30 protein-coding genes, 1 tRNA gene and 1 pseudogene are annotated in these 21,660 nt (G+C 61.4%); 8 read left to right on the top strand and 24 right to left on the bottom strand.

The genetic code is table 11. The annotated features are described in order from the left end of the window. The first annotated feature begins 137 nt into the window (after positions 1–137). The 3 genes from upp to D9M09_RS15020 all read left to right on the top strand — a co-directional run bounded on the left by upp (position 138) and on the right by D9M09_RS15020 (position 1,674). The gene (gene upp, locus D9M09_RS15030) at positions 138–788 is read left to right on the top strand and encodes a uracil phosphoribosyltransferase (protein WP_046682928.1); all 651 of its coding nucleotides are present in this window, start codon (positions 138–140) and stop codon (positions 786–788) included. A gap of 21 nt (positions 789–809) precedes the next feature. After that, positions 810–1,172, top strand: a complete 363-nt coding sequence (locus D9M09_RS15025; protein ID WP_070291633.1) for an Hpt domain-containing protein — start codon at positions 810–812, stop codon at positions 1,170–1,172. A 298-nt stretch (positions 1,173–1,470) separates the two neighbouring features. Further along, positions 1,471–1,674 carry a cold-shock protein gene (locus D9M09_RS15020; RefSeq protein WP_010398811.1) on the top strand — a complete coding sequence of 68 codons (204 nt, stop codon included), beginning with the start codon at positions 1,471–1,473 and terminating at the stop codon, positions 1,672–1,674. Positions 1,675–2,674: 1,000 nt separating this feature from the next. Here D9M09_RS15020 and D9M09_RS15015 read toward each other — a convergent pair. Further along, positions 2,675–3,586: a LysR family transcriptional regulator gene (locus D9M09_RS15015; protein WP_070288820.1), complete on the bottom strand. Its 912-nt coding sequence runs from the start codon at positions 3,584–3,586 to the stop codon at positions 2,675–2,677. A 216-nt stretch (positions 3,587–3,802) separates the two neighbouring features. Between D9M09_RS15015 and aceB the strand changes: the two genes are divergently transcribed. Further along, a complete protein-coding gene (aceB, locus tag D9M09_RS15010; protein WP_121669760.1) occupies positions 3,803–5,401 on the top strand; it encodes a malate synthase A in 1,599 nt (532 codons plus the stop codon). Positions 5,402–5,481: 80 nt separating this feature from the next. Here aceB and gloB read toward each other — a convergent pair whose 3' ends face one another. Then, the gene (gene gloB / locus D9M09_RS15005) at positions 5,482–6,291 is read right to left on the bottom strand and encodes a hydroxyacylglutathione hydrolase (RefSeq protein WP_121669759.1); all 810 of its coding nucleotides are present in this window, start codon (positions 6,289–6,291) and stop codon (positions 5,482–5,484) included. Positions 6,292–6,310: 19 nt separating this feature from the next. Here gloB and D9M09_RS15000 point away from each other — a divergent pair, with 19 nt between their 5' ends. From D9M09_RS15000 to D9M09_RS14985, 4 genes are all read left to right on the top strand, one after another. Then, a complete protein-coding gene (locus D9M09_RS15000; RefSeq protein ID WP_121669758.1) occupies positions 6,311–7,087 on the top strand; it encodes a class I SAM-dependent methyltransferase in 777 nt (258 codons plus the stop codon). Next, the gene (gene rnhA, locus D9M09_RS14995; RefSeq protein ID WP_034784447.1) at positions 7,080–7,517 is read left to right on the top strand and encodes a ribonuclease HI; all 438 of its coding nucleotides are present in this window, start codon (positions 7,080–7,082) and stop codon (positions 7,515–7,517) included. The genes D9M09_RS15000 and rnhA overlap by 8 nt, the downstream gene beginning before the upstream one ends. A 202-nt stretch (positions 7,518–7,719) precedes the next feature. After that, the gene (gene dnaQ / locus D9M09_RS14990; RefSeq protein ID WP_070288822.1) at positions 7,720–8,436 is read left to right on the top strand and encodes a DNA polymerase III subunit epsilon; all 717 of its coding nucleotides are present in this window, start codon (positions 7,720–7,722) and stop codon (positions 8,434–8,436) included. A gap of 81 nt (positions 8,437–8,517) precedes the next feature. Then, positions 8,518–8,592 (top strand) — tRNA-Val (locus D9M09_RS14985). Between the two features lie 88 nt (positions 8,593–8,680). Here the strand turns inward: D9M09_RS14985 and D9M09_RS14980 are convergent. From D9M09_RS14980 to D9M09_RS14890, 22 genes and pseudogenes are all read right to left on the bottom strand, one after another. Continuing rightward, positions 8,681–9,685, bottom strand: coding sequence for a tyrosine-type recombinase/integrase (locus D9M09_RS14980; protein WP_121669757.1), 1,005 nt, complete (start codon positions 9,683–9,685; stop codon positions 8,681–8,683). Beyond that, positions 9,574–9,933: a helix-turn-helix transcriptional regulator gene (locus tag D9M09_RS29055; protein ID WP_162995703.1), complete on the bottom strand. Its 360-nt coding sequence runs from the start codon at positions 9,931–9,933 to the stop codon at positions 9,574–9,576. The genes D9M09_RS14980 and D9M09_RS29055 overlap by 112 nt, the downstream gene beginning before the upstream one ends. Positions 9,934–9,958: 25 nt before the next feature. Further along, positions 9,959–10,201 carry a hypothetical protein gene (locus D9M09_RS14975; RefSeq protein WP_121669756.1) on the bottom strand — a complete coding sequence of 81 codons (243 nt, stop codon included), beginning with the start codon at positions 10,199–10,201 and terminating at the stop codon, positions 9,959–9,961. Beyond that, positions 10,198–10,518: a hypothetical protein gene (locus tag D9M09_RS14970; protein WP_121669755.1), complete on the bottom strand. Its 321-nt coding sequence runs from the start codon at positions 10,516–10,518 to the stop codon at positions 10,198–10,200. Before D9M09_RS14970 ends, D9M09_RS14975 begins: the two co-directional genes overlap by 4 nt. Positions 10,519–10,527: 9 nt before the next feature. Continuing rightward, entirely contained in the window at positions 10,528–10,650 is a 123-nt protein-coding gene (locus D9M09_RS29965; RefSeq protein ID WP_257224801.1) for a hypothetical protein, read from the bottom strand. Continuing rightward, a complete protein-coding gene (locus D9M09_RS14965) occupies positions 10,647–12,401 on the bottom strand; it encodes a DEAD/DEAH box helicase (protein ID WP_121669754.1) in 1,755 nt (584 codons plus the stop codon). Before D9M09_RS14965 ends, D9M09_RS29965 begins: the two co-directional genes overlap by 4 nt. Continuing rightward, positions 12,398–12,769: a hypothetical protein gene (locus D9M09_RS14960; RefSeq protein ID WP_162995702.1), complete on the bottom strand. Its 372-nt coding sequence runs from the start codon at positions 12,767–12,769 to the stop codon at positions 12,398–12,400. The genes D9M09_RS14965 and D9M09_RS14960 overlap by 4 nt, the downstream gene beginning before the upstream one ends. After that, positions 12,766–13,482 carry a hypothetical protein gene (locus D9M09_RS14955; protein WP_121669752.1) on the bottom strand — a complete coding sequence of 239 codons (717 nt, stop codon included), beginning with the start codon at positions 13,480–13,482 and terminating at the stop codon, positions 12,766–12,768. The genes D9M09_RS14960 and D9M09_RS14955 overlap by 4 nt, the downstream gene beginning before the upstream one ends. A 450-nt stretch (positions 13,483–13,932) precedes the next feature. After that, positions 13,933–14,358: a hypothetical protein gene (locus tag D9M09_RS14945; protein WP_162995701.1), complete on the bottom strand. Its 426-nt coding sequence runs from the start codon at positions 14,356–14,358 to the stop codon at positions 13,933–13,935. Then, positions 14,355–14,573, bottom strand: a complete 219-nt coding sequence (locus D9M09_RS29675) for a DNA translocase FtsK (RefSeq protein WP_276208774.1) — start codon at positions 14,571–14,573, stop codon at positions 14,355–14,357. The genes D9M09_RS14945 and D9M09_RS29675 overlap by 4 nt, the downstream gene beginning before the upstream one ends. 108 nt (positions 14,574–14,681) lie before the next feature. Continuing rightward, positions 14,682–15,572, bottom strand: a pseudogene (locus D9M09_RS14940) (recombination-associated protein RdgC); the annotation flags it as partial. Between the two features lie 9 nt (positions 15,573–15,581). After that, entirely contained in the window at positions 15,582–15,995 is a 414-nt protein-coding gene (locus tag D9M09_RS14935) for a recombination protein NinB (RefSeq protein WP_121669749.1), read from the bottom strand. Positions 15,996–16,023: 28 nt separating this feature from the next. Then, the gene (locus D9M09_RS14930) at positions 16,024–16,659 is read right to left on the bottom strand and encodes a hypothetical protein (RefSeq protein ID WP_121669748.1); all 636 of its coding nucleotides are present in this window, start codon (positions 16,657–16,659) and stop codon (positions 16,024–16,026) included. Further along, positions 16,656–16,904, bottom strand: coding sequence for a hypothetical protein (locus tag D9M09_RS14925; protein WP_121669747.1), 249 nt, complete (start codon positions 16,902–16,904; stop codon positions 16,656–16,658). The genes D9M09_RS14930 and D9M09_RS14925 overlap by 4 nt, the downstream gene beginning before the upstream one ends. Continuing rightward, a complete protein-coding gene (locus tag D9M09_RS29375) occupies positions 16,901–17,611 on the bottom strand; it encodes a KTSC domain-containing protein (protein ID WP_205602257.1) in 711 nt (236 codons plus the stop codon). Before D9M09_RS29375 ends, D9M09_RS14925 begins: the two co-directional genes overlap by 4 nt. A 31-nt stretch (positions 17,612–17,642) precedes the next feature. After that, positions 17,643–18,914 carry a hypothetical protein gene (locus D9M09_RS14910; RefSeq protein ID WP_121669746.1) on the bottom strand — a complete coding sequence of 424 codons (1,272 nt, stop codon included), beginning with the start codon at positions 18,912–18,914 and terminating at the stop codon, positions 17,643–17,645. Next, positions 18,911–19,558, bottom strand: a complete 648-nt coding sequence (locus tag D9M09_RS14905; RefSeq protein ID WP_121669745.1) for a lambda exonuclease family protein — start codon at positions 19,556–19,558, stop codon at positions 18,911–18,913. The genes D9M09_RS14910 and D9M09_RS14905 overlap by 4 nt, the downstream gene beginning before the upstream one ends. Next, positions 19,555–20,700 (bottom strand): RecT family recombinase, encoded by a 1,146-nt coding sequence (locus D9M09_RS29960; RefSeq protein WP_121669744.1) that lies wholly within the window; start codon positions 20,698–20,700, stop codon positions 19,555–19,557. The genes D9M09_RS14905 and D9M09_RS29960 overlap by 4 nt, the downstream gene beginning before the upstream one ends. Beyond that, on the bottom strand, positions 20,697–20,837 hold the full coding sequence (locus tag D9M09_RS29050; RefSeq protein ID WP_162995699.1) for a hypothetical protein: 141 nt from the start codon (positions 20,835–20,837) through the stop codon (positions 20,697–20,699). Before D9M09_RS29050 ends, D9M09_RS29960 begins: the two co-directional genes overlap by 4 nt. Beyond that, positions 20,825–21,058: a hypothetical protein gene (locus tag D9M09_RS14895; protein ID WP_121669743.1), complete on the bottom strand. Its 234-nt coding sequence runs from the start codon at positions 21,056–21,058 to the stop codon at positions 20,825–20,827. The genes D9M09_RS29050 and D9M09_RS14895 overlap by 13 nt, the downstream gene beginning before the upstream one ends. After that, positions 21,055–21,186 carry a hypothetical protein gene (locus tag D9M09_RS29955; protein WP_276208636.1) on the bottom strand — a complete coding sequence of 44 codons (132 nt, stop codon included), beginning with the start codon at positions 21,184–21,186 and terminating at the stop codon, positions 21,055–21,057. Before D9M09_RS29955 ends, D9M09_RS14895 begins: the two co-directional genes overlap by 4 nt. Further along, the gene (locus D9M09_RS14890; protein WP_162995698.1) at positions 21,183–21,614 is read right to left on the bottom strand and encodes a hypothetical protein; all 432 of its coding nucleotides are present in this window, start codon (positions 21,612–21,614) and stop codon (positions 21,183–21,185) included. Before D9M09_RS14890 ends, D9M09_RS29955 begins: the two co-directional genes overlap by 4 nt. Between the last annotated feature and the right edge of the window lie 46 nt (positions 21,615–21,660).

Raw genomic sequence — 21,660 nt, 5'->3', positions numbered from 1 at the left:
ATCCGAATATTTCGAAAATTCCGGCCACAGGCGGGCTGCGGACTGGGATAATGCTGCAATCCATGATTTTATCGACACACAGCGCGCTTGCGGTGCATGCTTGCCGCCGCGCCAGAGAGTAGAGAAAGAAAAACAATATGAAACAAGATCCACGCTTCCCGAATTTGTTCATTACCGATCACCCGTTGATCCAGCACAAACTGAGCCACATGCGCGAGCACGACACGTCGACGCGCACCTTTCGCGAATTGCTCAAGGAAATCACTTTGCTGATGGGCTATGAAATCACGCGCGATCTGCCGCTGACCACGCGCGAAATCAAGACCCCGCTGGTGACCATCGATGCGCCCGTCATTGCCGGTAAGAAACTGGCCATCGTGCCCATCCTGCGCGCAGGCATCGGCATGAGCGATGGCTTGCTGAACCTGGTGCCGTCGGCGCGCGTGGGCCATATCGGCGTGTACCGCGACCCGGCCACGCACATGCCCGTGGAATACCTGGTGCGCCTGCCGGACCTGAACGAGCGTACTTTCATCCTGTGCGACCCGATGGTGGCGACCGGTAATTCGGCCGTGTATGCCGTCGATGTGCTGAAAAAACGGGGCGTGACGGACGAGCAGATCATCTTCCTGGCCCTGGTGGCCGCACCGGAAGGCGTGACCGTGTTCCAGAACGCGCACCCGAACGTCAAGATGTTCTGCGCCGCGCTCGACTCGCACCTGGATGACCACGCCTACATCGTGCCGGGCCTGGGCGACGCCGGCGACCGTATCTTCGGCACCAAGTAAGTCATTCAGGCGAGTATTGCGATGGCAACCTTGATCGATCCGGATTTCCGCACGCGTTTGCGTGCATTGAACGAAAAGTATGCGGCCAGCGTGCCGGCCCTGATGCAGGCGATTGCGCAGGCAAGCGGCCGCTGCGACAGCGAAGGCGCCCGTCTGGAACCGTTGACGGAGCTGCACCGCGCGCTGCACGCGGTGGCCGGCTCGGCCGCCACCTTCGGCTTTGCCGCGCTGGGCCAGGAATGCCGGCGCATCGAACAGCTGGTGCGCGCCATGCTCAATACCCCAGCGCAAGCGGTGGCGGAATGGCCCGCCTTGCGGGCGCAAGTGACGGCGCTACTGGACTGGGCCGGACGTGATGCGGCCGCCACCCATTTCACCGCGTGAGAGACAGCACTACAGAGATGTGGTTGCAATGATTCATTTGATGCAACGCAAAGCACCCGCGTCGAAGATTAGGATATAGTGTCTCCATGCCGCTGGTAAAGGGCGCCGCAAGACGGGGATTTGGCTATTAAAGTAGTGTTCGCAAGTTTATTTTGCGAAAGAATGGTTTTTCTCAGTTTTGTTGGTATAATTGGGCATCGTTGGATTCGAGGTAGTAGTGCAGTTTGTCTGTCATTTCTTTCTTGCTTCAAACGATATAACGGGCGCAAGCCCAACTTAACTGAAATAGGAAATTGTAATGGCAACTGGCATCGTAAAATGGTTCAATGATTCGAAGGGTTTCGGCTTTATTACCCCTGACGAAGGCGGCGAAGATCTGTTCGCTCACTTCTCGGCTATCCAGTCGAACGGCTTCAAGTCCCTGCAAGAGAACCAACGCGTTTCTTTTGAAGTGACCGCTGGCCCTAAAGGCAAGCAAGCTTCGAACATTCAGCCAATCTAATACGCTGGATCAAACGAAATAAAGAAATCCTCGGTCTCCGAGGATTTTTTTTCGCCTGAATTTCCGTGAGGTATGGGTTTTTCGTGGGCTGCGCGCTCTTTTGGCGTGCTTGCGTCGCCGTGTAGGTCGGCTTAGCGCTTGCGCGTAAGCCGACAATGGCGGTGCTGGGGAGGTGCATGAGCTGGGGTGTCGGCTTACGCTGCGCTAAGCCGACCTACGCCGACTTGCGTCGACCTACGCTGACCGATGCCGACCTGCGTCTCGCACGTCGCGGTTCGCAATCAAGCCATTGCGAACCCCAGTGATTTTTGGCCGGCCTGCCTCGCCGGGCAGGCGGGTAGCTGGTAGGTCGGCTTAGCGCTTGCGCGTAAGCCGACAATGGCGGTGCTGGGGAGGTGCATGAGCTGGGGTGTCGGCTTACGCTGCGCTAAGCCGACCTACGCCGACTTGCGTCGACCTACGTCGACCTACGCTGACCCATGCCGGCCTGCGTCTCGCACGTCGCGGTGCGCAATCAAGCCGTGCGAATACCTCTGATTTTTGGCCGGCATGCCTCGCCGGGCAGGCGGGTAGCTGGTAGGTCGGCTTAGCGCTTGCGCGTAAGCCGACAATGGCGGTGCTGGCGAGGTGCATGGGCTGGCGGTGTCGGCTTACGCTGCGCTAAGCCGACCTACGCCGACTTGCGTCGACCTACGCTGACCCATGCCGGCCTGCGTCTGGTACGTCGCGGTGCGCAATCAAGCCATTGCGAACCCCAGTGATTTTTGGCCGGCATGCCTCGCCGGGCAGGCCGGTAGCTGGTAGGTCGGCTTAGCGCTTGCGCGTAAGCCGACAATGGCGGTGCTGGCGAGGTGCATGGGCTGGCGGTGTCGGCTTACGCTGCGCTAAGCCGACCTACGCCGACCTTGGCCGACCTACGCACGATCAGGGGGCTGAAGTTGTTCCCTCATGCGTCACGACGGGGGCAAAACCGTCGCGCAGCAGCTTGGGTCCGGCATCCTCAAATGGCGCGCTCGCGCCAGTAGTCGGGTTGGGAATATGCATGCCGCAAAAAATCCACAAATGCCCGTATGCGCAGCGGCAAGTGGCGGCGCTGGGCGAAGACGGCATAAATGTCGTTGCCCGGCGCGGCGAACTGGTCCAGCACCGTCACCAGCTGGCCCGATTCGATCTCCGCGCCCACTTCCCACATCGAGCGCCACGCCAGACCCTTGCCTGCCAGGGCCCAGTCGTGCAGTACTTCGCCATCGTTGCACACCATATTGCCTGCTACTTTCAGAATCACATTCTTGCCGTTTTCGCGGAAGGTCCAGCCCCGCTGGCTGCCTTCGCTGCTGATCGCCAGGCAATTGTGCTTGGCCAGGTCGGCCGGGATGCGCGGCGTGCCCGCCCGTTTCAGATAGGCGGGCGAGCCGACGAGCACGCGCTGGTTGTCGGCCAGCTTGGTGCTCACGAGCGAGGAATCGGACAGGCTGGCGATGCGGATGGCCACGTCGATGCCTTCGCCGATCAGGTCGACGAGGCGGTCGTTCAGATTCAGCGACACCGTCACGTCGCGGTGCTCGGCGACAAACGAGGGAATCAAAGGCGCCACGTGCTGGCGTCCGAAGCCGGCCGGCGCGGAAATGAGCAGATGGCCGCTGGCTTTGACGCTGCGCTCGGCCACGGCCGCTTCCGCTTCTTCCAGCTCGCCCAGGATGCGCTGGCAATCTTCCAGGAAGGCGGCGCCTTCATTCGTGAGCGCCAGCTTGCGCGTCGTACGTTGCAGCAATTTGACGCCCAGGCGCTGCTCCAGCGCATCGAGGCGGCGGCCTATCATGGCCGGCGCGATGCCTTCCGCGCGTGCGGCGGCCGACAGGCTGCCCTTGGCCACCACTTCCACGAAGGTCGATATTTGTCTGAACTGGCCCATGTGTTGCTCCCGCTATGTCATCACTTGTGATAAAAACGCATAGATGAAGTGATTTTTAATCTCGTTTCCATGCCTTATAGTGCAATACTATAGAACAAACGCGCCGCCTGGCAGAGTGTTTTTGCGCCTCTGTCCAGCTTGCCTGCGCAGTTGTTGCGCTTATACTTGGATCACCAGATTTCCTTTGCTTATATTGACTAAAAACCGGAGAACTTCATGACGCAGAACACGATCGCACTTCCCGATGGCATGCAAATCACGGGTGACATCGCCCCAGGCTACGAACGGATTTTGACGCCGGCCGCGCTGGCGCTGGTGGCCAAGCTGACGCGTGCATTCGAGCCGCGCCGCCAGGAGTTGCTGGCCGTGCGCGTGGAACGGGCCAAGCGCCTCGACGCGGGCGAGCGTCCTGATTTTCTGCCAGAAACCGCGCACATCCGCGACGGCGACTGGAAGATCGCGCCGATTCCGAAGGCGCTGGAATGCCGCCGCGTGGAAATCACCGGTCCCGTCGAGCGCAAGATGGTCATCAACGCCTTCAATTCCGGCGCGGACAGTTACATGACGGACTTCGAGGATTCGAACACGCCGAACTGGGATAACCAGATCACGGGCCAGATCAATATGTATGACGCCGTGCGCAAGACGATTTCGCTCGAGCAAAATGGCAAGTCGTACAAGCTGAACGACAAGATCGCGACCTTGGTTGTGCGTCCGCGCGGCTGGCACCTCGATGAAAAGCACGTGCTGGTCGACGGCAAGCGCATTTCCGGCGGCATTTTTGATTTCGCCCTGTTCATGTTCCATAACGCCAAGGAGCAGCTGGCGCGCGGCGCCGGCCCGTATTTCTACCTGCCGAAGATGGAATCGCACCTGGAAGCGCGCCTGTGGAACGACATCTTCGTCATGACGCAAAACGAACTGGGATTGCCACAAGGCACGATCAAGGCGACGGTGCTGATCGAAACTATCCTCGCCGCGTTCGAAATGGATGAAATCCTGTACGAACTGAAGGAGCACAGCTCGGGCCTGAACGCGGGCCGCTGGGATTACATCTTCTCGTGTATCAAGAAATTCAAGCTGGACAAGGATTTCTGCCTGGCCGACCGCGCGAAAGTCACGATGACGGCGCCCTTCATGCGCGCCTACGCCTTGCTGCTGCTGAAAACCTGCCACAAACGTGGTGCACCGGCCATCGGCGGCATGGCGGCCTTGATCCCGATCAAGAATGATCCGGAAAAGAACGACATCGCCATGGGTGGCGTGCGCAACGACAAGGCGCGCGACGCCACCGACGGCTATGACGGCGGCTGGGTTGCCCATCCGGGTCTGGTGGAACTGGCCATGGGCGAGTTCACCAAAGTGCTGGGCGACAAGCCGAACCAGATCGAGAAACAGCGTCCCGACATCGACGTCAAGGCATCGGACTTGCTGAACTTCCAGCCGGAAGCGCCGATTACGGAAGCCGGTTTGCGTTACAACATCAACGTGGGCATCCACTACCTGGGCAGCTGGCTGGCCGGCAACGGTTGTGTGCCCATCCACAACCTGATGGAAGACGCGGCCACGGCCGAGATCAGCCGCTCGCAAGTGTGGCAGTGGATTCGTTCCAGCAAGGGCGTGCTGGAAGACGGCCGCAAGGTGACGGCAGACATGGTGCGCGCCATGATTCCGGAAGAGCTGGCCAAGGTGCAGCGCGATGCGCCGGGCGGCAATGGTCCGACCTATGTGCGCGCCGGCCAGATTTTCGAGGAAATGTCGACGTCGGAATCGTTCGCCGAGTTCCTGACCTTGCCGCTGTACGAGGAAATCTGATCCTGATCAAATAACAGCATAAAAAAATCCCGGCGATGCGATCAGCATCTGCCGGGATTTTTTATGGCGAAAGGGTACGTTTAAAAATTATTTTTCCACATCCGCAAAGCTGCAAACGCTTCGACGGGCGAAGCATCGGTGGTCAGCTTGCCTTCCACCTTCAGGCTGCTCAGGATGGCCGGTTCGCGGTAGCGCAGGAAGGGGTTCGTGGCCTTCTCAAGGGCAATGGTTGACGGCACGGTCGATAAACCCTGCTGGCGCTTTTCCGTGTCGATGGCGATGCGTTCCTGCAAGGCCACATTGCCCGGCTCGACGGCGTTAGCGAAGCGCAAATTGGACAAGGTGTACTCATGCGCGCAAAATACCTCGGTATCGTCGGGCAGGGCGGCCAGCTTGCCCAGCGAGTCGGCCATCTGGCCCGGCGTGCCTTCGAACAGGCGGCCGCATCCGCCCGCAAACAGGGTGTCGCCGGAAAACAGCCACGGTGCGCCGCTGCGCTCGTCGCGCTGGCGCACGTAGGCGATATGCCCCTTCGTATGGCCGGGCACGTCGATGACGGTCATTTGCAAGCCCAGTTCGGGCACGTAAGCGACATCGCCTTCGGCAAGCGGTTCCGTGATGGCTGTGATAGCCTCATTGCGAGGGCCGAAGACGGGGACGGCGAAATGCTGCAACAATTCAGGCACGCCACCCGTGTGGTCGGCGTGGTGATGCGTGAGTAAAATGGCGGACAAGGTCAACTGATCGGCTTTGAGCGCATCGAGGATGGCCATTGCATCGCCGGGGTCGACCACGGCGGCGTGGCGGCCGTCATGGATCAGCCACAGGTAATTGTCGGCAAAAGCGGGCACGGCAAGTACCGATAAAGCGTGTTCAGGGGAGTGTGTCATGAGCAAAAGAGAAAACTGAATGGACAGTGTGGCATCCGAAAAATCCATTATAGCGCTTGACGGCTGGCTGCAGACGCCGGCCGGTGTGTACGTGCGCGCCTGGGAGCAGCAATGTCTCGACAGTCTGACCGTTGACATCTTCGGTTTTAATGCCGTGCAGATAGGTTTGCCCCAGCTCGACGCACTGGCCGCCAACCGCATGCCGAATAAATGGCTGCTCGATTCGCGCCTGCCATCGCGTCCGCCGCAAGAGAGTCGTTTGACCCTCGTGTCGGCCTTTGACGAGTTGCCGTTCGACTCGCAAAGCCTGGACCTCGTGGTCTTGCCGCACGTGCTTGAATTTGCCGCCGAGCCGCACCAGGTCTTGCGCGAAGTCGAGCGCGTGCTGATCCCCGAGGGGCGCGTGATCGTCTGCGGCTTCAATCCGGCCAGCCTGTGGGGCGTGCGCCAGGGGCTGGGGCGGGTCACGGGACGCCATTACCTGCCGCAGGCGGGCGAGCTGATCTCTATGCCGCGCATGAAAGACTGGTTAAAATTGCTGAACATGGGCGTCAGCCAAAGCTACTTCGGCTGCTACGCACCTGCCTGCAGGACAGAAAAATGGCTGCGCCGCAACGCTTTCATGGACAAGGCGGGCGCGCGCTGGTGGCCATATCTGGGCGCAGTGTATATAGTGCAGGCGATCAAGCGCGTCAAAGGGATGCGTTTGATCGGTCCGGCGTGGACCAAGAAACCGGCGACGGCGCCCGCAGGCGCACCGGTCACGAATAAAAGGCGGGAACAGCAAGATGGATAAGGTAGAGATTTACGCCGATGGCGCATGCAAGGGCAATCCCGGCACGGGCGGTTGGGGCGCGCTGATGGTAGCCGATGGCGCCAAGAAAGAAATTTACGGCGGGGAACTCAATACGACGAATAACCGCATGGAATTGAAGGCCGTGATCGAAGCCTTGACGGCGCTCAAACGTCCCTGCCAGGTGGTGCTGTATACCGATAGCCAGTATGTCCAGAAGGGCATCAGCGAATGGATCCACGGCTGGAAGGCGCGCGGATGGAAAACGGCGGCCAAGGCGCCCGTGAAAAACGTCGACCTGTGGCAGGCGCTCGATACGGCCCAGGCCGTGCATGAAGTGGAATGGCGCTGGGTGCGCGGCCACAATGGCCATCCTGGCAATGAGCGAGCCGATCAGCTGGCCAACCTGGGCGTGGAAACCGTGCGCGCCTAAGAACGCCCAACCCAACCTACTGCGCGGCGCGCTTTGCGGCCTGTGATGCTCACCGTACTAGAGTACGGTTGCGCTTCTCGGCCACAAATCACTGCAGCTCGCTACTGTTTTGTTGGGCGTTCGAACATGTCTGGGTGCGATTGCAGCACACAGGTTTGCTATACTGTGCCCTTCGCTTTTTGCTTTTACGAATGAATCCGCCATGCGTCAAATTGTTCTCGATACTGAAACCACCGGCCTGAACCCGCGCACGGGCGACCGCATCCTGGAGATCGGGGCGGTCGAGCTGAACAACCGCATGTTGACGGGGAATAATTTCCACCATTACATCAATCCCGAGCGCGATTCGGAAGAGGGCGCGCTGGCCGTCCACGGATTGACGACGGAATTCCTCAGCGACAAGCCGAAATTCGCGGAAATCGCCGACGAATTCCGCGCCTACATCGCCGGCGCCGAACTGATCATCCACAACGCCCCGTTCGATATCGGCTTCCTGAACGCGGAATTCAAGCGCCTGAACCTGCCGCCCGTGCATGAACAAGTGGTTGGCGTGATCGATACCCTGGTGCAGGCGAAGGAAATGCATCCGGGCAAGCGCAACTCGCTCGACGCCCTGTGCGACCGCTACGGCGTCTCGAACGCCCACCGCAAGCTGCACGGCGCGCTGCTCGACTCCGAATTGCTGGCCGACGTCTACCTGGCCATGACGCGCGGGCAAAACAGCCTGAGCATGGAAGAAGAGGTGGAAGTGGCCGCCGACGGCGCCGTGCTGGAAATCGTGCCCCTGGCCGAAGTCATCTTCCAGAGCGCCACGGCCGACGAACTCGCCGCCCACGCAGCCACCATCGCCGGCCTCGACAAGGCCGCCAAAGGCCAGTGCATCTGGACCGCCGTCACGTCGCCGCCAGCGGCCGCCTGAGAAAAAAGCGGCACATGGTAAATTTCCTCTTGCCAGCCCTTGCAGATGCCGCAACACCTATGCGATAATTCGCCTCGCTTCGGGAGGTTAGCTCAGGGGTAGAGCACTGCATTCACACTGCAGGGGTCGCAAGTTCGAAACTTGCACTTCCCACCAAGAATTCGCAATACAATCAAGTACTTATATTTAAGCCGACACATTTATGTGGTCGGCTTTTTTATTGGGTGTAATTTTCGGGTGTAATTTACTTTGCCACCACCAGAGCGGACAGCTTGTCCAGCGCGAGGCGCTGAGCATCCACCTGCAGGTGTGCGTAGCGCTGTGTTGTTTGCACATTGGCATGGCCGAGAATTTTGCTGATGGTGTAGAGGTCCACGCCCAAGCCCAGCATGATGCTCGCGCAAGAATGGCGCAGGTCATGGAAATTCACATGAGGCATGCCAGCCTTGACGCGTGCGCGGCGCCACGAGGACTGCACACCGTACAACGTCATCTCCAACGGAAAATACTTCAACCATGGCCGTAAGGCCGGGATGATAGGCACCACGCGCATCCGGAGTGTTTTAGTATTGCTGGCAGGAAAGGTAATCGAGTCCTTTCCAATATGCTCACGCTGGATCTGAAACAGCTCACCGCGGCGCGCGCCAGTCAGCAGTGCCGCCCATATCGCGGCCTGCGCAATCGGCGTGCAGAAGGCTGCGATCTTCCTCACTTGCTCAACCGTGAGAAACACCTCGCGCTTGTTGTTGACGGCCACGTTATCGATCCGCAAGCCATAGTTTTCAGGAACGAGGCGCTGGCGCCATGCCAGCTGCAAGCCTTTTTTTGCGCAGGCCAATGACCGGTTCACCGTTGCTGGCGCATAGGCAGGCTCTAGTCTGCCGGTTTTCTTATTTGGTATGAGCTTGCTCATGTCACGGATAACATGATCGGCAAACTCCTGGGCCTGGCTTGCTTTGTAGCGCTCCGCCCAAGGTCCAAGCCGTTTCGCATGATGCTTCGACGTGTCGCTACTACGCAAACTGGCGGCGTGCTCGACGTAGAGCGCGAGGATGAAGGCCATCGGCGGGTCGCCGGGAATGTGCACCTGTTGGCTTTTCGGAGCGCGCGCAACCGCCGCGCGCAACTCTGCCTCAGCTAACTTGGCATCACTCGTAGTTGCGCCTTCCGGCAGCTTTCTGTGAATTCTTTTGCCATCGACCATGATGCCGACGTGCTTCCTGCCTTTTTTGTCGTCCCAGATGGACATTGGTTGTTCTCCTTTAACCAGTTCTTGCATTCTTCAAGGTCGTAGCGCTTGGAGCGCGCGCCGACCGGTGTGTATGGCAGCCCGGCCTGTTCGAGGCGGCGGATCGTTGATTCGCTGACGCCGAGGGCGGCGCAGATCTGTTGCCTGTTCAGTTCGCCGGCCGTGGTGGCGGTGCGCTTGCCGCCAGCCCCGCCCAGCGCCGCCACCATTTCGGCGATATGGCGCATTTCTACGTCGCTCATGTTCATGGCGCGCTCCCGGCTAAGAGATTAATCATTCTGCATGCTCCAAAAAGGTTATTTCACCGGGCTGGCGCGCTGTCGCGTCGCCCATCAGGTAGATCACGGAAGACACGCCCCCGCCCAGCACCTGGGTACCCATGGCTCGCAAGTGGTGCTGCTTGCCCTCGAACAGTACGGGCTGGCAGGTGTGGATCGCGCGCAGCACTGCACGGTCCAACTTGTAGGCGGCCTCGGCCGGGGTTTCCGGCGGCGGCGCTGGGTTGCGCCCACTCATTGCGCCACCGGCGCACGGCGGGCGAACCATGCCACCGGGCCGTCCTCGCTTTCGTGCAGAGCCAGCAGGAACCAGTCATCGCCAGCTGGCGGCGCGGGCTGCCAGGCGGCAATTGCACATGGATCACCATCACCGTGGCTATCGAACATGGCCGGCGCGTCACTCTTCATCCATACCATCTGCATCAGTAGCCCATGGGACTGGAGCCATTTCTTCACATTCTCGACGTCGCCATCATCAATAGCCGGCAGGTCCGGATGCACATATGATCCGTTGGTGTCGCGCACGACCGGCGCCCATTCAATAAGCTTGCTCATATCCACCTTTCAGGTTGTCGCGGCCAGGACGCCCGCCAAGGTCGCCGCCACGTAAATCAGTATCAGGGCTGCCGCCACCCGTGCGGCGCCGGGGCTGCGCTCGCTGTTGGGCACTTCGTCGTTGTCGGTCATGTCGCAGCTCCCGGCACGCCTGGGAGTGCGGCTACCGTTTCCACTGGCGTTAAAGCCTCACCTCGCCGCGCCAAAAATTCCCGCGCCAGTCGCTGAATGTTGTTCTCGCCAGTGTTGATCCGTTCGGCAAGCGCCGAGTCCGGATTGCGCACCGACTCGATCTGCTCACGCTTCACGCCCAGCACTTCGGCCATGATCGGGTCGGCGCCGCTGTCCGACACCAGGAAGTAAGCAGAGCAGGGCGCATCCTGGCCATCACGGTGCACCCGCCCGATGCATTGCTCGTGCACGCCAGGCGACCAGTCCAGTTCGCCGAACACAACCGTATTGCAATAGCCCTGCAGGCCGTCGACGCCAGCGCCGGATCGAAGTGACATGATCAGCACCTGGGCCTTGCCAGTCAGGAAAGCGCTGACCGCCTCGTCCTTTTGGTTCGCCGACTCGCTACCGGTGTACAGCACCGGATTGAAGTCGGCCAGCGCCTCCATCCAGATGCCATAGACCGCACGGTGCCAGCCAAACAGCACAATCGGCTCGCCGCTGTCGAGCAATAATTTGACGAACTCGGCAACATAGGGCGCCTTGGCGATGCCAGTGGCCTGGCGCATCAGCGCGTCGAATTCGCCGGCGGCCTGCATCTTTTCACCGCGGAACTGCTCGTTATGGCGCAGGACGATCTTAGCCAGAGAGACTGCGTCGCTCTGTAAGGCATCGAGCGCCTTCTCGTCGGCGTCTACTTCGTGCACGATCTTCGACAAGTCGGGAAGCTCGCGGCCCACATCTGCGCGCGTACGGCGCAGCATGATGCCTTCGCGGCGCAGGTAGGCACCGAATTCCTTGGCGTTGGCCAGCCTGGCCTTGCCGTCAACTTCGGTCGAGCACCACTCGCGCACGAATTCGTCGTACTCGCCCAGCGCCTCGGGCGCCACCACGTTCAGCACGTGATAGAACTCGTGGCCATAGTTATAGATCGGTGTTGCGCTCAGGCCCATGCGGCGCGCGGCACCGGCGCCAAGGTGTGCGGCAGCCTGGTAGATTGCGGTGCCGGGACTGCGCAGCGCCTGGCACTCGTCATAGACCACGTATTTCGCCACGCCGTGCAAAGTCTCTGCCCAGCCACGCAGCTTGTGATACGAGGTGATGATCACGTCCGGCAGGCGCGGCGGAATCAGTTCAATCTGCTTCGAGCGCGAGCGCGGCATCAGGTCGTATGGCGAACCTTTCTTGAGAATGTGCACGGTCAGGTCGGGCGCGAACTCCTTGATCATGGCGCGCCACTGGCGCGGCAAGTGCGCCGGGCAGACCACCACGACGGGCAGATTCTCGGCGCGCACCATGCCGCAGATGGCCGAAACCGTTTTGCCCAGGCCCAGGTCGTCCGCCAGCAGGAAGCCGCCTTTCAGCTCGAGCATCTGCGCGGCGAAGGCCTGGTATTCGCGCGCCGGCTTAGCGAGCTTGATATCGAAGGGCGCCACGTGGCCAGCCATCAGGTCCGCCAGCCGCGTTTCGCTGTCCCGATGCTGATCGGCCAGGCGATCCATGATGTCGCGGCGATCGACGTCCATCGGGTACCGGTCGATAAACCAGGCCAGTTCGCGCGTATTCTCCGGCGTCACCGAAATGCAGATGTGCTTGGCGGCATGCTGCGGCACGCGCGGGAAAACGCGCTTCAGTCGCGCCCGCACGAACGGTTCGCCCTGGATAAGCCAGAAACGCTCGGTATAGTTGATGGTTCCGTATGTCGAAGTCAAAACGATGCTCCTGTCAGTTTGATAATGCGCACCGGCTTGCCGTGCAGTTGCTCGACCTTGGCGCCAGCTGTACCCCAGAACCTGGTCGTTACCAGCAGCACGGCCGTGACATCTGGCCGGGCGGCGTATCGGGCGATTTGCGTGAGCGCCTGCGATAGCGAGCCTTTAATCTTGGCCTCGATGACGATGCCGGGCGCGACAAGGAAGTCGAAACGATCCTTCGACCCAGCTACCACCTCGCGCTGGAATTCGATTCCGGCTTCGGTGAGCACCTGCGCCATGCCCTCGTGCAGGACCACCTCGTTCGCGAACCGATATGCGAATCGCGGCAGTGTTTCCGCCACGCTGCGCAGGATCATTGCGCTCACGGCGTCACCCGCTTAAACGAAATTACCCAGCACCACGGGTTCGTTTCCCACTCGCCGCCGGTCGACTCCCACAGATCGCGCCAGGTCGTGCGCAGCGTAGCCCGGCCGGATGCGTTGCCATCCTTGGCAATCGCGTCGTAGCGCTCCTGCGATTCCGCCAGCGCTTCCATATCGATGCCTTCGGCAACAATGTCGGCATCGCTGATGTCCTGCAGGCGCTCGACGCGCACCGACACGATCGCCAGCAAGATGCGGCTGGCAGCGCGAGGCATGAAGATAGAGGGGCGCTTGTACCAGCCGGGTAGTGCGCCGCCGCGCCCGGCCGCCAGCGGCACGTCCGGGGATTCGGCGTCGTACTGGTATGCGCGGTCGCATTCGACGGTCATGTCGATAAAGTGCCATTCGTCACGGCGCTTCTTCTTGCTGTAGCGCGTCACCCAGCGGCCGTAGGCGAAGAACGTTTCGCGCACGCGCAGACCGTCACCATGCCCGCCGTGTGGGCACGCGTCGCCGGCCATGCCGTGGGCGCCAGGCGCACGCGTATCCGAAACGCTCACCATCGACTGGAACGCATTGCAAGGCCACTGGTAGTCGCCTGGACGATGCGGGGTCGGCTCTGGTTGCGGCTTCATAATGCGCCGCGTCTGCGTCTTGCTGCCGTCGAGCAAGGCGCGCACCATGGCGCAGTTCATGAGGATGGGGTGCTCTTTCATCGGACCTCCGGAAGGATTAAATTCTGCATTTTTGTCAAGTTCCTTTCCTTATCTGGTATATTGCTTATTTTGAAATATGGAGGGTATATGACTCATTACGAACGGTTTAGCGTGGTAAAAGTGGGTAATTATGTTTACATTTTCGAGTCGCAGGACATGGCCGACGCGTTCGCAACATGCCTTGATGGGCACTCGATCGAACACTGCGAACCCATCTATGCGAAGTATTTTAAAAAAGTGCATGTAGCTGACTTCCTTAACATGCTTGAGAGCGATGAGGGTCATGGAAACGACGACACGCACGGCAGCGACGGTCCTCCTTAATCATCCCTTCCCATTTCCTACCTTTGATCTCGCAAGAGCTCAACCCAAAGCGGTTTTCAGCTTCGCGCTCGCTGGTTGCCATGATGACGGCCGTCACTGTGGCGCTGACGGCGTAGAGGCGGTTGATCATGTGGCGCCACCTCTCAAGACTTCGCGCACGCTTACCATCACCTCATCGAATTTCTCCGAGGTACAAGGCGTGCCCTCATCGTGATCGGTAATGTCGCCGCCATCGTCCAGCTTCTTGATCGCCAAGAGCAAGTCGCGCGCCACGCGCAGCTTTTCTTCCAGCCCCTTTGCGTAGGCACTCATGCCGCGCGCGTTCCAGCCGCCGGCAAGATGATCGTCGGACAGTCCGTCGAGCGCATTCCAGCAGGCGACCAGGCGATGTGCATTGGCCTCGCGCATGCCCGGATTGTTCGCGCCGAAGTCGATGGCGACCGCCACGCCGGCCTGACCGTCCATTCCACGGATCACGGTTTCTGGACTGCTACCTTCATCCTGGCCCGTTTCGGCAACGAAAAGCAGACCAGGGGTGCGCACGCCGCTCATGCTGCAGCTCCCGCCACGGCCGCGACCGTGTAGATACCCTGCGTGCCCTTGACCACGCCGCCGGCTTCCATCGCCTCGATCAGCCGGGCAGCCCGGTTGTAGCCAATGCCCAAATACCGCTGCACCAGGGATATCGATGCGCGCTGCCGGCTGCGCACCAGCTCGACGGACTGCTCGTACAGCGGATCGCTCGCGCTGCCGTCACCTGGCGGCACGGTACCGGGCGCTTGGCCATTCAACTCCAGCACCACGCGTTGCTCGCGCACTGGTTCGTGGCCTTTGGCCGGCGCCGCGTCGACGGCCGCGCCCTGCGGCCGCGCATCTACCTCGGCTTCGCCACCCAGTGCCTCGACCAGATCGGTCAGCATCTTCGCCAGCTCGCCGGCCATCAGGGCGAAGTCGCTGTCGAAGCGCTCGTCGTCGTTGCGCGTGGCGCTTTCCTTGATGATCTCCAGTGGCTTCACCGATTTAATGGCCAGGCTCTCGTCCAGTACGAAGCTGATCTTGTCGCTCCAGGTCATGGCCAGGCGCGTGCACTGCTTGCCGGCGGCGATGTGGCGGCGGATATCGTCCGCTTCCAGCGTGTGGCGCTTGTATGCCACCTGGGCCTTGCTTTCGCCTGTGGCGCGCATGATCGCGTCCTGGTCGACCGTGAAGCCGGCAGGGGATTCGTCCGCCTGTAGCCATTCTGTCATCGCGCCCACCGGCGAGCGCCGCACGCGCAGGCTTTCCAGCGGCAGCTTGTCGACGGATTTCAGCAGCAGCTTGACCACCTCGTCCGCCTTGGCCGGACTTGCCGCGTCCACCACCAGCCAGCCGTTGATCGGGTCGATCCACACTGCCGTGGTGCTGAGAATGGCGAAGGCGCGCGGCAGCAGCTCGTCGGTGACACGCTCCTTCAGTTCCTTCATGGCCTTCTTGCCGGGCGCGAAGCCCTGGGCTTCTTCCATTTCCAGCGCGCGGGCGGCGGCCACCTGGTTGACCACGGTCGACGGCAGCAGCTTTTTCTCGGTTTTCAGCTGCAGCAGGAACTGGCCGCCCACGGCGTGCACGAGCGGCGTGCCGGCGGCGCGCGGCGGGGCCCAGCCTTGGCGCACCAGGTCCATGCTGGTGGTGGGCGTGAACTGTTGCGGCGCCAGCGCCTGCTCGAGCGCGGCGGCTGTCATGGCCCAAGGGGCGGGCAAGCGGTAAATCTGCAAATTCTTGAAAAACATGACGATTCCTTATTCTGAGAACACGACGCCGCGCGCGGCACCGAAGGCATACAAAAATTCAATGAACTGCGCGGCTTCCTTCACGTAGAAGTCGCTGGTCTGGACGCCCAGCTGCACGATGCGGCGCCCGTCGAAGCTGGGCGTCACGCGTCCGTCGTGGTGCAGCGGCGTGCCGGCCAGGCGCATTTCGTCGGCAAACTCGTCCACCAGTAGCCGCTTCATGTCGTCCGCATCCCACTTGCGCCCGATGTGCTCGATCTGCTTGGCGATCTCGCCGATCATGGCGTGGTACTTTTCTTCCTGGGCGCGCTTCTTCTTTGGCTCGGAAAACACGACCATCCAGCCGGGCGGTGCGGTTTTGGCGAATTCGACCGCTCGGCGCCGCGCCTCGTCGTGGACGAGGAAATAGGTCTGTTTCGTCATGGCGGTGCTCCTGCGGCACGGCGCGCCATCATGCTGGCCCCGCCTCGGCCGCCGACTGCTTGACCTCGTCGTATTGCTCGATGCCCCAGGCCAGCGCGTAGCAGCACCAGAGGAAGCGGTGCGAGTAATCCTCGCTGTCTACCTCGTAAAAATCGGGGAAAACGCGCTTCCCGTTCCAGACAAAGTCCATTGCCGCGCGGTAGGCCGTGTCGGCGCCATCGTCTGCATGGTCCAGTACTTCGGATTGAAGCTCATTACGTAGGCCGTGCCCAAGCTTTCCGGTCAGCCCCCGTTGCTCAACCCAGTCCATGACATTCGCCTTGAATTTCTCGGCCGAATACTTGCGATAACCGTCGCGGTCTGTCGCCTGGAGCTTTTCGCCCCAGTACGCGAGGTTGACCGCCAATTTAGCGCCTTTGAGTTTTTTGTATTCCCGGCCTGTGCGGAAAAACTCAAACATGTCGGTCAGCCGCTGAAAGACATAGGTGCCCATGTCACCGGTGTAGCAGAGGTAGCCAGGCCAGGTGATCAGGTCGAAGTGCATGCAGCTCGTGCCTGGTTTGGAGAACCGGATATGTCGGTTCACGCCGTCTTCGCGGATCACGGTCATCGCATGTTCGGCGACGTCGCGCAAGAAGCACTCTTCGGTGCAGACGGCGCTCATGCTATCGCCGCCTTTAAAGCCGTCACGCGTTCCAGGTCATAGCACCCGCTAACGCCATCCAGCCAGATGACTGCGGTGTGGCCGCTGAGCACCTGCGCCTCGCTGACGGTGACCGTCTCGCGGATCTCGCCACTGTCCAGCTCGACGCTGACGGCGGCGCCGACCTGGTGCGCGGCGTTGAACTTTTCGCAAGCAGCCTGGAGCTTTGCTGTCGCCTGAGCCTGGCGTTCGGCGCGGGTGGTCATGCTGCGCCGCCCAGGTCGGCCACGTCGATCACGATGCCGCGGCAATACGGCTCGCCGTCTTCCACGATTTCAAAGGTGGCGTGCGGCACTTCGGTGCGGTAAGTCCAGCTGTAGCCGTCTTCCTTGTCCCACAGGGCGTCCACGGCGCGCACCTGCGGCGCACGGGCGAAATAGTCCTTGAGTGCATCGTCGTCGTGCTGGATATCCTCGCGGAATGGCAGCAAGCCCTTGGCGTCGAGCAGTGCGATGGTCGGCGCGCCGCGCTCGTCGTCCACGAAGCCACGGAACTCCATCAGGTCGTCGCTGGCACCAAAGATCACGATCAGGCCGGCCGCCTTGGCCTGCTGCTCTTCTTCCTTTACCATTTCCTTACCGTATTCGCGGCCCGTCAGCAGCCCGGCCAGCAGTTCCTTGCTCAGCTTGACCGGCGCCAGCTCGACGGCCGGCGTGCCCATGTTCGTGTACGGGTGCTTGTCGGCATGCGGCTTGATGTGCGCGTAGAAGTGCTTGCCGATGGATTCGGCGCCAGCGAAGGCGGCATATTCGGTGGCCGTGACGTTGGCGTAGTGGTAGACGTCCGCCGGCGCGCCCTTGCGGAAAAACTGCACGGCCAGGGTTTCGGTAGCCGGGCAGTGGCCGATGGCGGCAATCTGCGAGGACTGAATGGCTTGCAGGGTGATTTGTGGTGCTGCGACTGCTGTATTCATTGGTTTCTCCAGGTGGTGGGCGGGGCGGTGTTTATGCGGCTTCGGCGATCAGGCCGGCGCGCGCGGCGGCAAAGTCGAACTTGGCCAGGCGGTCGATGGCCTCCGCCGCCGTCAGCCCGAACTGGTCAAACATCACATCGAGGATGTCGCTGTCGGATGGGTAGAGGTCATCGGCAGTGGCGTCGAGCAGGTCAGGTGCTGGCGCTGGGCGGCTAACGGCCGGCGCGATGGCGGCGGGCGCGCGGTGGATGCCGATAGGAGCGGAGGGCGCAGGCGCGGCAACCTGTGCGGCTTGCTCGGCGGCGCGCGCCACGGCGAGCTGTGCGGCTTGCTCGGCTTGCACAGCTTCATTGGCCAAGCGGTCGGCGTCGACCTGGGCCAGCCGTGCGGCTTCTGCTGCAGCGGTTTGCATGTCCAGCAGTTCCTGGCGCTGGCGTGCGATTTCCGCTTGCTCCAGCCGGTTCTGCTCTGCTTGGGCGTCTGCCTGCTTTTTCAATTCAGCGGCCTGGGCCTCGCGTTGGCGCAGCGCCTCGGCTTCCTGCTCGGCGACCAGCGCCGCACGGCGGTCGTCTTCGGCCTGGCGCTGGGCAGCGATGCGGTCAGCTTCCACCTGGGCGATGCGCCGGGCCTCGGCAGCCGCTTCGCGCAGTTGCGCCAACTCGGCGCGCTCGGCGGCAATGCGGGCGGCTTCTTCTTCGTTCGCCACTGCTGCGGCGTGCAGGCTGGCCAGCTTGGCGCTCACTTCGGCAACGACCTTGGCAGCATCCTTCTCGAATTCGGCAAAGCGCTCCTTATCTACGACGATGGCTGCCACGGTAGCTTCAGCCGCCTGAATGTCGGCAGCGGACTTGTCCACCAGTTCCAGCGGCGCATCATGGATTGCCGCGATATCAGCCTGGATCGCGGCAATGCGCTCGCGCTCCTTCGCAATCGCAGCTTGCTTCTCGGCCTCAACCTTGGTGTCGTAGGCGTCGCGCAGCTCGAACACGCGATTTTCTTCTGGCGTGATCAGCGCAATCAGGTCTTTTTCCTTGGCAATTACCGCCTTGCTGAAGTCGGTCGCGTCTTTGCGTGCGGCCTCGCCGACGGCCTTGATGCCGGTGCGCAGTTTCAGCAGGTTCATTCCGATGCGGTGTGCCTGCTCGCGGCCGGCGGGATCGATGACGGCGGTGATGTCGGTCGAGGCCGCAACCTGCTCCTTGATTTTTGCCTCGTAGTCCACGGCGCCCAGCGCGACGGCCGCGCGCTGCGGCAGGGTGAGGGCGGTGGCGGCCGGCGCGGCCTGGGTGGTTTCGGTGATCATGCTGCCTCCTTCATTCGTAAAATTGTTTCGTTTTCAGTAACCAGTTTTTCAAAATCGACCAGGTCGAGCACCATTGCGTCGATGTAGGCGTCGTCGCGCTCGACGCGGCGGAACCACAGTTCTTTGCCGACTGGAGCCAGAGCAGGGCAGTACAGGCAGAAATCCCACCAGCGGCGGCCCGTGATCCACATGCAGCCCTGCACCTGGTCCATGAACTCGCTGAAATCGCCATTTATCAGAACGTCGCGGAGGCGTTCTGGCGAGATAAGGCACTTGTATTCGCTGCCGCCATCGTTGCCAATCAGGCCGTCCGCGCTAGCGCCGAACAATCGATCCTCGGTAAGGACAAAGCCAGCGCGCTCGACAACGTGACCGCTTTGCACTTCGTGCTCATGGCGTGCGGCTGGCTCAAGGTCGTGGCCGCGTCGCATGGCATAGGTTTCGAATCCTTCGTCGAGCGGCATGCCGCTGATGCGCTCGATGGCCAGGCGGAAGGCGTAATCATTGGCTGCCGAGGTGGGCTGGCCTTTGTTCGCACCCGATTTCAGCTTGGCGCGCGCCACTACGAACATGCTGGCGGTGATGACCCCAGCCCGGGCGGCATGCCATTCGGGGCTTCCCTGCTCGCAGGTAAGGATGATCATTTGGCCACCTCGACAGCTTCTGCCCGTGCCTTCATTGCCGGGTAGGCGCCGGCCAGCTTGTCCTGCGTGGTCTTGGAGAGTCGATCCCAAGCGCCAACAAATGCTTCCAGACCCTCGTCAGCGACTGCGCCAAGATCGGCAGCCAACTCTTCCATTTCAGGCGAGAGCGGGGGAGGCGTTGCACTGGACGCCGGCGCCGCATCAACCGTACGACTTTGATCTGCAGCCACAGCTTTTGCTTTTGCTTTCAGGCTTTCATGATCGGCAGCCAGGGCTTTTCGATTTGGCACGCCGGTTTCAGTCCAGAATTTTTGATAGGCTGCTACACCTTTGCCTGCGGCAGCTTCGGCAGCGTCGATCAATGCTTGGGATGCCTGGGCTGGCGCTGGTGCGCGCATGCCTCCGGTATCCGGCGTAATATCGCGCGCCTCACGGTTGCCTTCGTCCAGTTCGTCGGGCGTATAGACACCCAGGATGACGTCGGGGGAGTAAAGGCGGGTCCAGCGCTTCACAGCCAGGTACGCCAGCTGCTGCTTCGGGTCGGTCGCCCACAGCGGGGAATTGCGTACGCTGGCCTGCACCAATAGCAGTTCCAGAACGCGCGGCTCAGCCTCGCCGCGTAACGTTGCCCAGATGCGCACGCCCAAGCCATCCTCGTCCTTGAGGTCGTAGTCCGGCACGCGGTACTGGTACTCCTTTTTGTAACCGTTCTCGCCAGGCTTGCCCTTGGCCGGCGCATTGCAGACGCGCGTCTTGCCGATGATTTTTTCCCACGGGCCATACCACTCATAGTTGAAGCGATCCCGTGTAACACCGCTCGACTGGATCACGGCATTGACCAGCTGTGCCTCGTAGCCCAGAGCGCCGTTGACCAAGTGCGTTTTCTGCGCCACCGCGAAGGGATTCATGCGCCACTGGATGGCCTGCATGATGACGGCGGCGCAGTCGGCCGGGCTGCCGCGCAGGTGCTCTGGGATGGTGGCGCGGCCTTTGGCCATGATGTCGGCTAGGCGCATCATGCTGTCCATGCTTGCGCTGTCGAGGATCAGAGCAGCGCTGCTGGTGGCCACGACTGGCAGTTCGGCTTGCTCATTTTGCGAAACCTGCATCGCGGCGCTGCTTTCTTGCGTAACTGCGTTCATGACTTTTTCCTTGTGAGTTTTATGATTTCTGCCTTCAACAGCGCCAGGCGGACGGCGTAGACGATGGCGTGGCCGGCATGCCAGTTGCGCATGGCCTGGCCGGCCACGTCCATCACTGCTTGGCTTACGACGTCCACTGCGCCTCCCGGTGGGCGCGACCCAGCTGCTTCACGCGCGCGGCGGATGTGTCCAAGTCGATCAGCGCTTCGATCTGCGCGGTGATCAGTTCCTTGCGCATTTCTTCGAGGCCGGCCAGCTCGCGGCGCACGCCGGCCAGGCGCATCTTGTTCATGTGGTGCTGGTGCTGCGCCTGGTAGTGGCGGTGGGCGGCCAGGAGGCGGTGGAAGAGGGCGATCATGGCCGCACCATTGCCGTGACGCCCAGGGCGCCGCCGTCGTAGGCGGCATCGATCAGCGCGGCCAGGTTGCCGATCGCGGCGAAGCTGTGCACCGTGCTGGCGGTGCGAATGGTGATGATGTAGCTCATGCTGCGCTCCCGGCCTTGGCTGCGAGGAAGTTGCGATACTCGCGCTCCGTAGGCACGCGCAGATCAAGCATTTTCCCCAGCTTCATCTGGTGCTTTGCTTTCGTATGCTGACCAATGCCCATGCTCGAAAAGTACTTGAGGCACACGCGGCACAGCGTGCGGTCATCATCGCCGGTGTCGATTTTCGAATTGTCGTAAGCTCGCTTCTGCGCAATCTTCATTTCCTGCGCGCGCTTGACACCATCGTCAACGAAACGCTGGCCGTCCTCTGCGTTGCGGAAGGTGGCCACCCACCTGCCGCTTGCATCCCAGACCCCAACGCCGCTACCGATTTCAAAACCGCGCTTCGAGCCAACGTGCAACGGATAGCACGGCACGTATGTGTCTGGATCCGCATACCCGGCCCAAGCATGTCCATTGGTCAACATTCTGCTGCTCCCATTTTAATTTCGTTGTTCGGTGGCGCCCCTGCCG

The organism is Janthinobacterium agaricidamnosum (assembly GCF_003667705.1).
In the GTDB taxonomy this organism is placed as follows: Bacteria; Pseudomonadota; Gammaproteobacteria; order Burkholderiales; family Burkholderiaceae_D; genus Janthinobacterium.
The sequence above is the reverse complement of the archived record's forward strand: the minus strand, read 5'-3'. Positions and strand labels throughout refer to the sequence as shown.